General features: G+C 61.7%; 13 protein-coding genes and 3 pseudogenes. 6 read left to right on the top strand and 10 right to left on the bottom strand.

Going from position 1 to position 14784, the window contains the following annotated elements; genetic code table 11:
- Nucleotides 1-53: 53 nt before the first annotated feature.
- Nucleotides 54-218, bottom strand: a complete 165-nt coding sequence (locus ACQZ5H_RS24470; RefSeq protein WP_449099179.1) for a hypothetical protein — start codon at nt 216-218, stop codon at nt 54-56.
- A 274-nt stretch (nt 219-492) separates the two neighbouring features.
- Between ACQZ5H_RS24470 and ACQZ5H_RS24465 the strand changes: the two genes are divergently transcribed.
- The 3 genes and pseudogenes from ACQZ5H_RS24465 to ACQZ5H_RS24455 all read left to right on the top strand — a co-directional run bounded on the left by ACQZ5H_RS24465 (nt 493) and on the right by ACQZ5H_RS24455 (nt 2507).
- A complete protein-coding gene (locus ACQZ5H_RS24465; RefSeq protein WP_130279808.1) occupies nt 493-1683 on the top strand; it encodes a DUF1173 domain-containing protein in 1191 nt (396 codons plus the stop codon).
- Between the two features lie 145 nt (nt 1684-1828).
- Nucleotides 1829-2172 (top strand): annotated as a pseudogene (locus ACQZ5H_RS24460) (WGR domain-containing protein).
- 56 nt (nt 2173-2228) lie between these two features.
- On the top strand, nt 2229-2507 hold the full coding sequence (locus ACQZ5H_RS24455) for an HU family DNA-binding protein (protein ID WP_049730551.1): 279 nt from the start codon (nt 2229-2231) through the stop codon (nt 2505-2507).
- A gap of 448 nt (nt 2508-2955) precedes the next feature.
- Here the strand turns inward: ACQZ5H_RS24455 and ACQZ5H_RS24450 are convergent, their stop codons facing one another.
- The 7 genes and pseudogenes from ACQZ5H_RS24450 to ACQZ5H_RS24420 all read right to left on the bottom strand — a co-directional run.
- Nucleotides 2956-3279, bottom strand: coding sequence for a DUF736 domain-containing protein (locus ACQZ5H_RS24450; protein WP_130279807.1), 324 nt, complete (start codon nt 3277-3279; stop codon nt 2956-2958).
- A gap of 581 nt (nt 3280-3860) precedes the next feature.
- Nucleotides 3861-4267: pseudogene (locus ACQZ5H_RS24445) on the bottom strand (hypothetical protein).
- Nucleotides 4257-4517 carry a type II toxin-antitoxin system Phd/YefM family antitoxin gene (locus tag ACQZ5H_RS24440; protein WP_130279806.1) on the bottom strand — a complete coding sequence of 87 codons (261 nt, stop codon included), beginning with the start codon at nt 4515-4517 and terminating at the stop codon, nt 4257-4259. Before ACQZ5H_RS24440 ends, ACQZ5H_RS24445 begins: the two are co-directional and overlap by 11 nt.
- 81 nt (nt 4518-4598) lie before the next feature.
- On the bottom strand, nt 4599-5540 hold the full coding sequence (locus ACQZ5H_RS24435; RefSeq protein WP_130279805.1) for a DUF2493 domain-containing protein: 942 nt from the start codon (nt 5538-5540) through the stop codon (nt 4599-4601).
- Nucleotides 5541-5871: 331 nt separating this feature from the next.
- Nucleotides 5872-6906, bottom strand: a complete 1035-nt coding sequence (locus tag ACQZ5H_RS24430; protein ID WP_130279804.1) for a toprim domain-containing protein — start codon at nt 6904-6906, stop codon at nt 5872-5874.
- Nucleotides 6907-7611: 705 nt separating this feature from the next.
- On the bottom strand, nt 7612-8802 hold the full coding sequence (locus ACQZ5H_RS24425; RefSeq protein ID WP_449099178.1) for a DUF932 domain-containing protein: 1191 nt from the start codon (nt 8800-8802) through the stop codon (nt 7612-7614).
- A gap of 365 nt (nt 8803-9167) precedes the next feature.
- Nucleotides 9168-9593: pseudogene (locus ACQZ5H_RS24420) on the bottom strand (DNA-binding protein); the annotation flags it as partial.
- Nucleotides 9594-10131: 538 nt separating this feature from the next.
- Between ACQZ5H_RS24420 and ACQZ5H_RS24415 the strand changes: the two are divergent.
- Nucleotides 10132-10695 carry a hypothetical protein gene (locus ACQZ5H_RS24415; RefSeq protein WP_449099177.1) on the top strand — a complete coding sequence of 188 codons (564 nt, stop codon included), beginning with the start codon at nt 10132-10134 and terminating at the stop codon, nt 10693-10695.
- A 473-nt stretch (nt 10696-11168) separates the two neighbouring features.
- Here the strand turns inward: ACQZ5H_RS24415 and ACQZ5H_RS24410 are convergent, their stop codons facing one another.
- Nucleotides 11169-12071, bottom strand: coding sequence for a LysR family transcriptional regulator (locus tag ACQZ5H_RS24410; RefSeq protein WP_130279802.1), 903 nt, complete (start codon nt 12069-12071; stop codon nt 11169-11171).
- A gap of 89 nt (nt 12072-12160) precedes the next feature.
- On the opposite strand from ACQZ5H_RS24410, the gene ACQZ5H_RS24405 reads away from it, so the two are divergent.
- Nucleotides 12161-13177: an NADP-dependent oxidoreductase gene (locus tag ACQZ5H_RS24405; protein WP_130279801.1), complete on the top strand. Its 1017-nt coding sequence runs from the start codon at nt 12161-12163 to the stop codon at nt 13175-13177.
- Nucleotides 13178-13245: 68 nt separating this feature from the next.
- Nucleotides 13246-13548: a putative quinol monooxygenase gene (locus ACQZ5H_RS24400; RefSeq protein WP_112717251.1), complete on the top strand. Its 303-nt coding sequence runs from the start codon at nt 13246-13248 to the stop codon at nt 13546-13548.
- A 67-nt stretch (nt 13549-13615) separates the two neighbouring features.
- On the opposite strand, the gene ACQZ5H_RS24395 is transcribed toward ACQZ5H_RS24400, so the two are convergent.
- Nucleotides 13616-14152, bottom strand: coding sequence for a GAF domain-containing protein (locus ACQZ5H_RS24395; protein ID WP_449099176.1), 537 nt, complete (start codon nt 14150-14152; stop codon nt 13616-13618).
- Nucleotides 14153-14784 lie beyond the last annotated feature (632 nt).

Below are 14784 nucleotides of genomic sequence, written 5' to 3'. Positions count from 1 at the left end.
ATTGCGATGCGTCGTTCGATCCGGCACATCTCGATCGTGCGGCGTGAGCCGCCTCAAAAGGGCGGCTCGGCGTCGATGCGGCCGTCGAGATCGGCCCAGATGACTTCGCGCTCGGCCAGCGCCAGGTCGAGTTCGGCCTCGAGCGCCCGGCGTTCCAAGGTGGTTTCGGCGTTACGGGCTTCAGCGCGCAGTTCTTCGATGTGCTGGTCGATTGTCATCGTCGTCTCCTTGAGGTTTGTGAAAGGTGACGGCGGCACGCAGGGTGGGGAGAGGCAGGTCAAGGCTCGTGGAACACGACCGGCGGAGCCGGCGCGCGGAGGAACCGATTTTGTCGAAGTGCAGTGAAACGGAACGGAGAGAAAATTGGAGGGGCCGCGCGGCCTTGAGCTGTCTCTTCCCGCCCGGCATAATCGCCCGATCTGAGCAGACAGGTTTCTCTCGCGTGTGGCACCCCTTTTTGATTGCCCACGCCCACTGCGGACAGCCGTTGCCATGAGACGGTTCCGGTTCGATAGTGTCGAATGCGACGAGGATCACCCGGATTTCGCTGGATTGTTGGCCCGCGCCTACCGCGCCAAGGTCCGACCGCTTTGCCTTTGCCGGGAGCCGGCGGCGCCGATGTACATCGCCGATATCGGCAATCAACTCGTCATCAAACGCATGCCGCTTTCCGGTGGAGGCCATGACCCGGCATGTCCCTCCTATGAGCCGCCGTATGAATTGTCCGGGCTCGGCCCGCTGATGGGAACTGCAATCCAGATGGATGCCTCGGTCGGAACGGCCTCACTGAAGCTTGATTTTTCCCTTTCGAAGCGGGCGGCGACCAATCGTCCCGGCGTGCCAGAACCTGCCGGTGAAAGCGTGAAAGCGGAAGGTAGGAAATTGTCGCTACGCGCCCTGTTGCATTTCCTGTGGCACGAGAGCGGTCTGACGGAATGGACGGCGCATTGGGCCGGAAAGCGGCACTGGTGGCAGGTCTATCATCATCTGCTGGAGGCCGCCGGCAACATGGCGGTGCGCGGCGAGAGCCTGTCGGAGAGGTTGATTATCCCGGAGCCTTTCAAGGCCGAGGAGAAGACAGTAATCGAACACAGGCGGGCGCAGAAGATGGCCGGGCTTTTCCAGCAAGGCCCGAAGCGCCTGATGTTGCTTCTCGGCGAGGTCAAGGAATTCGCGGAGACGAGGGACGGGCGCCTCGTGGTGGTCAAGCATATGCCGGGCTTCCGCCTCTATCTTGATGAAAACGCCTGGAAGAGCGTGCAACGCCGCTTCGAGGCAGAATTTGCGCTCTGGCAAAGCGGGGAAAATCTACACCTGATGCTGATTGCAACGATCGGCAGCGGCAAGGCCGGGATCGTCACCATTGATGAGATCGCCTTGATGTGCGTTAGCGAACAGTGGCTGCCGATCGAAAATGCTTTCGAGCAGAGGCTGGTCGAGCGATTGACGCGTTTGCGGCTGAAGTCGGTTAAGGGCCTGCGATTCAACCTTGCCCAAAACCGGCCTTTGGCCAATGCGATGCTGCTGGAGACGAGACCTTGTCCACATGCGCTCTACATCGTGCCGCCGTCCGCCGACGCTGACTTCGAAGAAGCACTGAAGGACATGATAGAAGCGCGGCCTGATCTTGGCGCCTGGATCTGGCGCGTCGCCGAAGGCGACATGCCAGCAATGCCGGGTTGATGGTTGAGATCACTCTCCTGGCGCAGCGTTAAGAAGGCGGTGATAGACTTCGGGCAGCGCGTTCGTCGTCGCCTAACCGAGAGCGTTGCCGGCGCGGATATTGTTCTGCCTGCCGTCGCGGCAGCCTTTCGAACCCCGTTGACCGATTCAAAACTCTCGTTGGACGGAGCCGGCCGAGTTCGCAAACCTCGCGCCGTGCCGAGTTAATTCATTCCGTCTCTACTGCCAGCGTATCAATGCCACCAGGAACATGGCGCGATATTACGCGATCTCCATACAGCCGACATTGTTCGGTGAGGCCTCGGTCCTTCGCTCATGGGGCCGCGTGGCAAGGCGGGCGGCGAGAAGACTGATGTGTTCAGTAGCGAACTTGAAGCAGCAATCCATTTTCTGGATATTACACGCAAGAAGAAGGCCAAGGGCTACAGCCGGAATGGTAGTTGTGGAAATCCCGACGGAGCGGGGTGTTTTGCGGCATCGCGTCGATGACAGCGAGCATCTCTAGTGGCAGGGATTTCGTATTGATTAAGAAAAGGAGACATCAAGTGACCACCACCAACGAGATCGCCGACAAGATTGCAGGCGAGCATGGCCTCACCAAGGTTCAGGGCAAAGCCATCGTCGAGGCGGTCATCGCTTCGATCACCGAGGCAGCGGTTGCTGGCAACGAGACCTCGCTCCCGGGCTTTGGCAAGTTCAAAGTGAAGGCGACGCCGGAGCGCGAAGCGCGCAATCCTGCGACGGGCGCGACGATCAAGGTAGCCGCGGCAAAGAAGCTGGCGTTCACGCCGGCAAAGGCGCTCAAGGACGCGCTGAACAAGTAATTCTGCAGTCCTGGTAAAAATAGCCCGGCCGTAGCCGGGCTATTGTTTTGCTTTCGGCGCGTCAGTGAAGAGCGGCCTGTTGATGAGATCCCGGACGATCGTATCGCTGACCGCGGGTTGACCCCTCGCGAGCATGGTCATCCAAGAGCTTGTGAAGGATGCCGGATGGGAGCCGTATGAAGTCGAGACCGCGGGCGATCGCAGCGATCCTCAATTGCGACAGTGTTTCGAATTCTTGGTCATTCGTGCCCAGCCAAAGCTCCAGGTTATCGCCTTCGGGTTCAAGAAATGCCTGGGGGAAGAAGGTCTGGAGCGGGCGGTCGTAGCCGATGATGGCATCCGGTCTGAGTGCTAGGATGCGGTGCGGGTGACCGTAATCGTGCAGCGGCTCATGGCGATCTCCTTGAAAAAGGGGATGCCGGCCCCCGTTTCGGGGCCGGCATCCGGCTCATGCGGGGTTGTTCCAGAGGATGACCTTCTTGCCGGCTTCGCCTCCGGGCGCCGGGGCGACGTTGCCGAAGATCACGCCGATCTCGGGCGCTTCGATCTTTGTCGAGATGTATTCCTCGCCGGTCTGGCGGGAGATGCGGTTCCAGCCGGCGCCGATCTCAAAGCCGGTCTTGCGATGGATGATGCGGTAATCGGGGGCTTCTTCGCTCGCCTTGCTGGCGTTCGGGACGAGGGCGATCGGGGCATTGACCCGGATGGTGGCGAAGACGCCTTCGAAAGTGCCGTCGGTCTTTTCGGTGAGGGTTGCGATCGTGGTAGCCATGGAATTGTCTCCTTCGTTGCATCGGGACCATTCCCGATGGCGCCCGAAGAAGGGGCTGCGCCGCAAGCGTCACCGAAGCTTTAGCGAAGGGAAACCCCCTTGCGGGGTTGACGCCGAACGCGGCCGGTCCCTTAGAAAGGCGACACAAAGAACGGGAATGGTCCTTGATTGCGACGTCGGCAGGAGACCTCGCCGTCGCTGCCCTTTGCGGACCCGCCGAGTGCCGCGCTTGTCGGTTGCTTCGATGGGTGTTCAGGTCAAGGGATCCTGACCACCACTCATCTGACGCGACGCCAGAGATAAGCACCGTCCTGATCTTATCGTCATTGGGAGAGATGGCTTCAGTCGGTGTGGCGCTCGGATCGCTGCTCGCTCTTGCGCGACTGCAGCTCGGGTGCAGTGAGATCACAACACCGGTTTGATTGCCCGGCGTCGCTCCCGCGCCGGTGATGATCAGGAAAAGGAGACCAGCCGAAAACACCCGGCAGTCGGAGACTTGCCTCGTGAGGACGGCCTCCGACTTGGTAGCCCGACGATGCAACCGCCGGAGATGTGCCGGATGATGACCGTATCGGCGCCGCTTAATCGAGGCTATTCACCCGGCCAGAGCGTCCGCGCGTCCCGGCAACAGTCTTGCGATCTTCACCATGAGGGATTTGGGGAAGCGGCCGAGGGCGTCCTGACCGGGCTCGAAGTACCGGGAGCGTTTGACGATATCATAAATGTATTCATCGGCCATGATCCAGCACTGCTTTCGATCTTAAGCCAGCGCGCTTGCGCTCGATCTCCGGGATCTCCAAAGCGGCCGGCCCCGTCTGCGGTGGCTGCGTGGTGATAGCGAAAAGCGGGTAATCCAATCGGAGGCGCTTCGGATGACGATGACGACACAGATCGGGCCCAGCTTGCGCCCCTCGGCCTCGCTGCGCTGCTGCCGGGCGCAGAGGTACGGACAAGATATGACCTCGCCGGGGCGGAATTCATGGCTCATCATTGTAGCCTTCGCCACGCCCCAGCCGATCGAGCGCCTCATCGAATAATTCTGCATGCTGGGCGGGCATTTTTGAGACATGATAGGCGCGGCGTGGATTGCCGCCTGCGCGCATGTGCTCATAGTGCTCATAGCTCATCAGCACGAAACACGGCTTCTTATGTCGCGTCAGCATGACCGGCTCGCGGCTCGCGGCATCGGTGATGTCGCCAATTTGTTTACTCAGATCACCCGTGGTGAACTGCTTCATAGCTTTGGTCTCCTGTATGGTTCTCCATATATCGAATTTTTACATGCTTTCCGTCTTTTGCGTCGTTCGAGGAATCGGCGCTCACGCGCCGTCTCCTGTCGCCTGCCAGACCGGAATACCAAGGCGACGCGCCTTGTCGGCGAGGTTGCCGGTGATGCCGTTTCCTGGAAAGACGATCAGTCCGGCCGGCATGACGGACAACATCTCGTCGTTGCGCCGGAATGGCGCGGCCTTCGCATGCTTGGTCCAGTTGGGCTTGAAGGTGATCTGCGTGACCTTGCGGGCGTCTGCCCAGCAGGCGGCGATGCGTTCAGCACCTTTCGGGGAACCGCCATGCAAGAGCACCATGTCGGGATGCTTGGCACGCGCCTGATCGAGCTTTGCCCAGATGCGCTCATGATCGTTATAGTCCATGCCGCCGGCAAACGCGATCTTGGTGCCCGCCGGTATCAGCACCTCGGTTTCGGCGCGGCGGCGGGCGGAGAGGAAGTCGCGGCTGTCGATCATCGCCGCCGTCACGGTGGCGTGGTTGACCTTGGAGCCGGTGCGCGGCCGCCAGGACGAACCGGTCTGCGCCTCGAAGAGGTCGGCCGCGTAGTCGCGCATGAATTCAAAGGCATTGCGGCGCTCTAGGAGCGTGATGCCTTCGGCGACGAGGCGTTCTAGCTCGACACTCTTCACCTCCGAACCGTCCTGCTCGCGCTGGCCGGTGCGCTGCGCTTCCTCGTTGCGGTGGAGCTCGCGCTGGATGCGCTCGCCAGCGCGATGGAAGAGATTGGGGATCGACCAGAACAGATCTTCGAGATCAGGCTCCAGTCGGGTGTCTCCGAGCATGTCGGCCAAGGCATCGAAGATCGCAGTGATTGATGACTGGACCTGCGGTTCCTCCGGCAACGGCCGGGGATCCGGCTCGTCCTGGAAGGGGCGATAGCCCAGGACCTGCATCTCGTAGATGAAGCAATCGGTCGGGGAGGAAGAATGGTTGCGCTCGAAGCTGTCGTCGGCGTGAAGGATCGGGTCCATGATGATCTCCGTTATTTTGGGCCGCGCCTCTCGCGGCCTGACGGCGAACCCGGTCATGCGGATCGAGACCGGAACCGCAAGCGGAGCGCGGCGGCCCAGCGAAGCGCCGGGCGGCGGAGGGAGGGTTTCTTGACGCGAGAGGAATGACAGGCCGCGCCCGCGGACTGTCAGGGGAAGAAACCCGACCGACCCGCTGAAGGTCGAGCTCCGCGTGATACCGGTCGCCTCTCGGCAGGCCCGCAGGCGCGCCAAGGGAAACCGGAAAGCTGGCCCGATCCTTCCGCCCAGGCCGCCTGCGACCCAACCTGCGGCTCCGTCCCACCACCCCGCGTCAGGCCATGAAGGTCATCGCGTCTTCCGGCGTGAGTTGCGACCTCAGGCTTGCGATCATCCGGTCGGGTCCCAGCCAGCGCAGATCTTCGTTGAAATCGCTGAGCTCGGGCGACAGCACCAGCGGCAGGATCCCGGAGATTTGCGCGCGCCGGCTCAATCGCTCGATTGCGTGGCGGCCGGCGGCATCAGCGTCGGCGGCAATATAGATGCGCCGGCACCCGGGCGGGAAGCGGAAGGCAGCAAGGTGACTGGCCGAGAGAGCCGCGACCATAGGCATGCCGGGCATCACCTGTGAGAGGGACAGCACGGTTTCGAGACCCTCGCCCGCGGCCACGACCGGGATCGATGCGTTGAGCGGGAAGCAGAAGCGAACGCCATTGCCGAGCAACGCTCCAAGCGCTCGGCGAGGATTATCGACCCGCGCCTTGCCCCCGCCGGCCGGATCGAGAAAGCAGCGGTGTATCCCGGTGATCTCGCCCCCAGAGCCTGTCACGGCGGCAATCAGCGCCGGATAGCTGCTCGTCTGGCCGGTGACGAGATCGCGGTAGTAGCAGGCTGCATGGAAACGCAGTACCGCGTGGTCAGAACCGCGCAGGATCCCGCGCCCCCTGAGGTAGGCGTCGGCAAGTGTGCCGGCAAGAGGCTGCGTCGCCCGAAACAGACGTCTGGCACGCTCAGAAGCCGGCAGGACGACTACCGCGGGATCTTGATTGCCGCTTCCAGAGGGCGATAGCGGCTCCGGATCGGGGAAGCTGAGGAACCGGTGGGCCTCAAAGGCAACGTCCCGGAAATCGACGAGACCGCAGGTCTCGCGTATGAGATCGAGGAGATCGCCAAACTGGCCGGTCGCTGCATCTGTCCATCGGCCGGCGCGCGGACCGGCGAGATGCACGTAGAGCGAAGCGCCCCTGGTGTTGTCGACATCACCGACGAGCCAGTAGTGACCGGCCCGTCGGCCGGCGGAGAGATAGTGGCGGCAGACGGCCTCCGCGTCTTGTGCGAGACGCTCCGCCAGTTCGGCTGGGGAGAGCATGGCGGGCCTCCGTCATGACCAGCCCGCGACATCGACCGTCCAGACCCGCAAGGTCCGGGTCACGGCCAACATGGCGGTCACGTTCGCGCCAAGGCTGTCTCCAGCAACGACGCGACTCCGCTGCAGAAACGACCTGGTTTCTTCAGCCGCGAGACGCGCGTGAAGGCCGGACCTGACAACCCGCGGAACGGCGGAAAGGCGGTGTGGGTGCGAGAGGATTGTCATCGAAGTATCTCCAGAAGCGAGAAAGAGCGACCTGGCTCGGCGCCCGGCCGGATGGGCTGGACAAGTGTCATCGGCCAGCCAAGGAGGGATCGGCGATCGCCAGCAAGGAGCGCCGATGATCACCGGCGCTTAGCGTGTCTGGCTGTTCATAACGCCGATGAGATCATCGGCGTCGGGCGGTGGAGGTCAGAGGGGTGGGCATCAGGAAGATGGCCAAAGACGCAAAGACGTGTTTGCCGTAACTGCAGCCGACGCCGCAAAGCACCTAAGGCGTGTCGACCCATCGAGGCGTTCCAGAAGATCGAGATTCCCATCGGCTGCGAAGCGCAAAGCGGGGTGCCGAAGATTGCCCCGGCATGATCGGGGATAGCCCATCACGCACAGGGTGGCCCAGACAAAGAGGCCCGGCGCCTGACCGGGCTCTGAGATGACGAGGGGTTGGCAGTCGCGCCGGATCTGTGGGCCAGGCGCGCCAACCTGTCAGGCAGCGCTTTCTAGCAGCTTCCTGGCCTTGCCTTCGAGATCGAGACGCGCGTCCTGATTGGTCCTGGTGCGAGCAAGCGCGGTGATGCCTTGGACGAAATCGAAGATCGATTCCGGCGGCCTGCCCTCTTCAGACAGCACCATTTCGATCACCTTACCGGTCTCGGCTTTGGAAAAGCCGCGGCGGCGCAGGAAGGTCTCGCGATCCTCGTCCTTGCGCGCGACGATCCGCTCGCGGGCTGACTTGATGCCGGCGATGAAGGGCGCCGGCGAGGAGTTCGCGAAGCTCGTCAACGCAGGTGCCGCCTCATGGGCAAAGCGCTGGGCGGCAAACTTCGAATGGCGAATGGTGATCTCTTCGAAATTCTCAGTTCCCCAGAGGTTGCGGTTGGCGCAGACCGCGCGGAGATAGAATGAAGCAATGCCGAGCGTCTTCGATCCAACCTCGGAGTTCCAGGCGTAGAAGCCGCGGAAGTAGAGATCCGGCTCGCCGTTCGCCAACCGCCCGGCTTCGATCGGGTGGGTGTCGTCCACCAAAAACAGGAAGACGTCACGGTCGCTGGCATAGAGCGTCGTCGTATCCCTGGTGATATCGACGAAGGGATTGTGGGTCATCGTCGCCCAATCCAGGACGCCCGGCACTTTCCACATCGTGTCGCCGGTCCCATTGCCGGCGATCTCCATTACCGCCGACACCAGCTCATGGTCCCAGATGCGGCCATAGTCGGGTCCGGTCACCGCTCGCAGTTCCAGCCGGCCATCGTCCATCTCCAGCGTCTTGACGAGCTCGGCGCGGTGATTGAGCAGGCCATGCTGCAAATTGATCGCCGCAAGCGGCGCCGGAAGCTGGCGCATATAGGTAGCGGGCGCGCCAACCAGGCTGCAGAGCTGGCCGAAGCTCCAGTGGGTCGGCGCGATCGGCTGGCGCTGGCCGGGAACAAGAAGCGCAAGCCGCTCAGCATTGTCGCGGGTTGCTTCGACCCGGATCGCAGCGCTTTCGATCGTCCGGGCATGGGCGTGCTCAGCGCGGGATCGAACGGTGTCATAGAGATCGCTCAGCGACAGGAAGCGTTCGTCGTCGGGCCGTGAGAACCATTCCGACGAAACGCGGCCGATCCGCATGCCGCGGGAGATATCGACCTTGAAGGCGGAAGAGGCGGTTTGGATGTTGGAAGGCAGGATGTGCATCGATTTGTCTCCATAAACGTAAAACCCGGCGCGATGGCCGGGCGAGGTTGAGGGGTGTTTTCGAAAAAAGCTTAGCCATGTGCCGGCCGGCGATGCGGCAAGCCGGATCGCCAAAAGCCGCGGCGAATTTTGCGCTGGCGATCATGCTGGAAAACCATCGCTCAGAAGACCCGACCGCACCGCGATCGGGTCTGGCTTTTGTGATGCTGGTGAACCGACTGGGCGGCCGTGAGATTCGCTTTCAAACTCACGTCCCGTATCGCCGGGGTCATCGCCTGATGCTTGCGGCTCGTCTTGGAGGTCGGCTGGCCGGTCGAGAGATTCCGAGACTGACCCGCCTCGTTCCCGCCAATGCACGCATGGTCGGCGATCGCGTCCTCGCCGAGGCCCTGCGCGAGGCCTGCAAGGCCGGGAAACTGATCGAGCGGATGCAAGGCGATGCGCTGGAGGCCTTCAGCAAGCGGGTCCTCGACCTCGTGGGTGTCGCCTCTGCTGACGATGCAAGGAATGCTGGCGGTTCTGGTCAGTCGCTTCCGTGGACCAAGCGTTCGAGAACGCGATAGCGCGCTCTGCGGCGGGAATGCGCTAGATGCCGGTCTCGTTGCCATCGCCGTCGAGTGCGGGCCGGACGCTGAGGCTGGTGAGCAATCCGCGATCGCGATGTCTTGCGCCAAGTCTTCGATCGACAGGGCCGCTCTGATCTTGTGGACGTTCTGCTGGCTGGGCACCAGCTTGTTGAAGGGAATATTTCGGGCTGCACCGAGGGTGAACTTCTCGATTGCTTTAGCCATGCGGTTTCTCCGTCGCGAGCCGGCCAGAAACTCTCTCCAGCCTCCCAACCCGCTACAAAACCCCTTCCCTCCTCTCCCTCTGTCACACGCCGCTGCGAGCACCTTTCAGCGCACAACCTGGCCGACCCAGTTGTTGAGCGCCACCGTTCTCTTCGGGCTCCATTCGGCGTGGCTCGCCCATTGTTGATAAGCCGAGCCCGGGCTTCTCTGCCTGTTGCGGAACGCCGCAGAGGGCAGACGTCGAGCTGGAGTTCAGGGCGTTCGCAAAGGACCGTTTCCTTCGGTAAAGAAGGCGCAGCCCCAAAGATGAACTTTGCGGGAAGACGTTTTCGATCTGCCGCAAGAAAGACCTCGACCAGGACCCTGACTGGATGCTGTCGGACGCGATCGGATGATGGTTGCGGGAAACGCATCGTGGGCAACCTGTCCCTGCACGCGACGTGCCTTTGTCGCAAGCGTCCGTGAAGATGGGTCAGCGACCGGCGCTGGGGGTGCGGTCTTCTAGCCTTCGGCAAGGTCTCGATCGCGGAGTTGCGTCATGGGCTCAGATGACCGCAGGCTTTCAAGCTTCCACGCCGATGCGCTCGACGTCCATTTCACCGGGCTCGTACGTCTCCGAGCCCTCATTATCACAACTCGCCTGAAAGACCACCTTAGCGTGACGCTCGCCCTTTCTGACACATCGCGCCGCCTCTTACCGCTATTGACCCAGCGGGACGAGCTCGTGATGATGGCGGCCGAAGCACATCACGGCATGTCGAGGGTTGATGATGAAAGACGAGTGGCTGATGGAGGACCATCCGCGGTGACGCTGACAACGCAGATGATTTCGGATTTCGTGCGCGCCGCAAACACCGTCCAGACCCTGACCCTTGCCGAGCGCAAGCGGCTTCTTGAACGCGGCATGACGACGTCAGGGGCGCTGCGCGGCTTATTGCTGAAGACCGGCAAGCCTGCTCCGTCGGACGAGCCGACCGGGCGGGTCATCGGAGACATCGCCCAGCATATCGAGGAGATGTCGGACGAGACTGTGGCGAAGGCGCTTCTCGCCCTGGCAAGCCAGATCCGGACGTTGCGAATCCTGAACCAGGAGCGCGCCTGAGAGCAAGACGGCCTGCTCAAGTTTTATGGTCAAGCTTCCCTTGAACCAGCACCTGCTTCGAACGCGCCACGGATGGTCGTGGCAGGTGAGCGGCGGTAAAGTCGCGTTCAATGAGGGTGCGCCATTCCCCGGTCCCGGCATTACCACTCGGATCACCAAGATGCGCCCTTGTGTCCGAAAGCGGAGCGGTGTCTTACCTCGGCTCGGGCGGCGAAATGACCAGGTTTCGAATAGCGGCCGGCTCGCTCGGCGAGCCTGCGACAAACATGAAGCGTATCGGAGCTTTCAGCATCGCGCCGTGCCTCCGGCGCGGGAAAGTGGGAATTCGCGACGCAGGTCGGGCGTGTCGGGGCAGCCGTAGGAGCTTCAGCATAGCGGTCCGCAGGAGAAGCGGGACCGACTGCCCGCGTCCGACATGCTCCTTGAAGGCCTTGGGCCGGCTTACACCAGACGCAGGGAGTCACAGTGATTTTTCACGACAGCTCCACGAGAGTGTCGAGGAAGGCGCGCACGGCGGGATTGGACCGGCGGCTTTCTGGCCACAGCGCTGTGATATTGTGCCGTTCCACCGCGTGGTCAGCCAGGACAGGGACAAGCGCCCCGCGGCTGACCCAGGCGCCGGCCATGAAGCTGGTTGCCATTCCGATGCCGGCACCGGCCGCGATCGCCGCAAGCACAGCTTCGCTCGCATCGACGATAATGCCGGAGGGCGGCAGGATCTCCACTTCCCTGCCCCCGACGAGAAATGGCCAACGGAACAACTGGCCGCTGTTCTGGTAGCGAAGGTTGACAGTTTCATGTTCTTCCAACTGGTCGGGACGGGTTGGTGGACTGCGCCCCGCCAGGTATTGTGGCGAGGCATAGCAGCACAGCCTGTATGGCAGGAGCTGGCGTGAAAGCAGGCTGGAATCTGGAAGATCGCCGATGCGGACCGCCAGGTCGAAGCCGCCTTCGACGAGATCGACCATTTGATCGCTCAAACGCAAATCGATGGTCACCTTTGGATGGAGCCTGCGAAATTCAGGCAGGGCCGGTGCGATGATGTGCAAGCCGATCGGCAACGAGGCCGCGATCCGCAAGGTCCCGGTAGGCTCGGTTCGTGCTGCTCTTACCGCCTGCTCGATCTCGTCTGCGTCGTGCAAGAGCTTGAGCGCGCGCTCATGCAGGTCGCGCCCTTCGGCCGTCAGGGTGAGAGAACGGGTGGTGCGCATAAACAGCGAAATGCCGAACTGCTTTTCCAGCCGCTGGATGCTCTTGCTGACCGCCGAGGGTGAGACCGACAGGGAGCGGGCGGCGGCGGTGTAGCTTCCAAGCGATCCGGCGCGCGCGAAAGCGATTAATCCGGTCAGCCTGTCAATTCCGATTTGTTCCCTCATGGCATGATTAAAGCGAATAGCGCCACCATTATCAACTCACAAAGATGCTCGTATTTTCTTCTGCGAAAACAAGCACCAGTGAGGCGATGATGACTAAAATGATGAAAGCCGTGCGCATCCACGAATTCGGTGGACCGGATGTCCTTCTCCATGAGGATGCGCCCCGACCGGCAATCTCAGCGGACGACGTACTCGTTCGCGTCCATGCCGCAAGCATCAACCCGCCGGATCTCTACCTGCGCGACGGCTATCGCGCCCTGCCGCCGCAATGGCGTCCCAGCCCGGCTTTTCCGCTGATCCTGGGCACGGACGTTTCCGGCGTGGTCGCGGCTGTCGGCGAAAACGTGTCGCAGTTCCACGCGGGCGACGCTGTCTACGCGATGGTCCGGTTCCCGCACGACTTGATGACCGGAAGCAGCGCCTACGCAGACTATGTTCGCGTTCCGGCATCGGACCTGGCGCTGAAACCATCCGGGATCGACCATATCCAGGCGGCTGCTGCGCCGATGTCGCTGCTGACAGCCTGGCAGTTTTTGGTCGAGCTTGGTCATGATGCGCCGAACCCTTTTCAGTCCGTCCCCCATGCCCCGGTACCGCTCGCCGGCAAGACAGTGCTGGTGAACGGCGCCGGAGGCGGCGTCGGTCATCTCGCGGTGCAGGTCGCAAAATGGCAAGGAGCAAAGGTGATCGCCGTTGCTTCCGGCAAACATGAGGCGTTGCTGACCGACCTCGGCGCGGATGGTTTCATCGACTACACGAAGGTGGCCGCCGAAAGGGCAGTGGCGAATGCGGATCTGGTGCTCGATGCCGTCGGTGGCGCGAAGATGGAACGCTTCCTTTCCACCATCAAGCCGGGTGGCGCCCTCTTCCTCGTCAACCCGCTTGGCTTTTCCGGCCATGAGGAAGCCGTCCGGCGCAAGATCACCGTCTCGACGACGCAGGTGCGCTCGAACGGCAAGCAACTGGCCGACGCTGGCCGTCTGCTTGATAACGGCTCCGTTCGGGTGGTGATCGACAGCACCTATGCCCTGGCCGAGGCACCGGCAGCCCACCGCCGTGCTTCTGCAGGAAGCATCCAGGGCAAGATCGTGCTGGTTGCCACGTGATCATCGCTTGACCAAACACCTGGCCGCCGCGGGCGGCCGGTCGGGTCTTCTTGATGGAGAAAGTTCTCATGCTGATCATTACGGGTTACGCGCATGTCGATCCAGCCGACCTGGCGCAATTCATGGCGGAACTGAATGCACTGGCATTCACCACTCGCGGGCGTCCCGGATGCATCAGCTATGATGCTGCCGTGGTCGGTTCGCGCACTGGGCGACTGCTAATATCGGAACGGTGGGTCGACCAGAATGCGTTGACCGCTCATCTGCTGGCAGCTGATACCATTGCGTTTATCGGCCGGTGGAGCGGCAGGATGCGGGGCGAACTGCAAAAATATGATGGGTGTAACGCACGCGACGTCATGGATTGCTGATGCCGTTCCGGTCCAAAGTCCTGTCTGCTTCACCGAGAGGCAGTCGGACGCCACGCCGCCGTCCGCTTTACATCGATAGAGCGTAAAGCCTCGCCGCAATTTTCAATTGTCTCCGACAAGGCATTATCTGGCGAGACATCTGCATTACGGGGGCGGGGCGACTGAAGTTGCGCTCAGTTTCGATAGGGATCGAATGGTACGCTCGCCATGGATCTACGAGGACAACAAGAATCGGAACGTTGACCAGCGCCACGACCCCGTGATCACGCAGAAATCTCGGGAAAACGAAGCGACTTTCGTCAGAGATGTCGTTGGTGATCACCGGTTCAGATTCCTCGATGGCGTAGGCCTCCGAGGACCGATCGTTAAGGTCTACCCGTGCTCTCCCAATGACGCCGTCGTGCCACCCGACGCCGGCACGCACGATCGCAGTGTTGCTTCCTCGCTCGATCTCCATAATTTTTGCGAGATCTGCTCCAAGCGCCGCGGCGACGAGCCTGCATCCTTCGGTCAAAATCTCGTCGAGATCGTCGTGATCGAGCACAAAGTCTCCGAAGTCGGCAAGCGCCCGCTGGCGGTCATTGCGGTCCGAGTGATCGCCCATCGCGCGTCTCCTCCTTGCTTAGCGAACCTCCGTCCTGCCCCGAGGTCAAAGGCCGGCGGGCTGCTGACGGTTCGACTACGTCGTGGCAGAGGCCATACGGAGGATTGAATTCCAACGCATGCATTTGTTCAGCTTGAACAGGTAGAGCACGGCTGCCTTGCGGCAATTGCAATAGGCCGCCTCAAAAAGTGCTAAAAGCGGGCCACGGCATCCGGGAACAATGGGGCATCACCTTCGACGTCAGATCGGTCGCAAGAGGCCTGCCTCCAGGCGCGCTTCTACTTAAGACGCGGGCAAGGTCTTCCCCATCGTCCGCGACGAATTCGGGAATAACCCGGATACACTCGCCGACGAATTGAAGGTGATGCTAGGACACACCCGCGGAAAGATATCTGAGATATTATATTGCTTTTCAAACGCAGTGCACGGTGCGTGTTCTGTGGATATTTACGGTTCGTGCACCGGCTGTTCGCACGTATTTTGAAAAGTCTTGTTTAGCACCAGCTTCTTGCTGATGTTCTTATATCGTTCCACAGAAATCGATGGCATCGCGCTTGCGATGCGTTAGCGCCATCGTTTCTCGCCGCACCGATGATAAACTCTTGTCGTGCTGCTCGATCAGCATGACATCT

This window comes from Rhizobium sp. 21-4511-3d (assembly GCF_053522545.1).
Note: the sequence above shows the minus strand (reverse complement) of the source record. Positions and strands in the feature narration are given on the sequence as shown.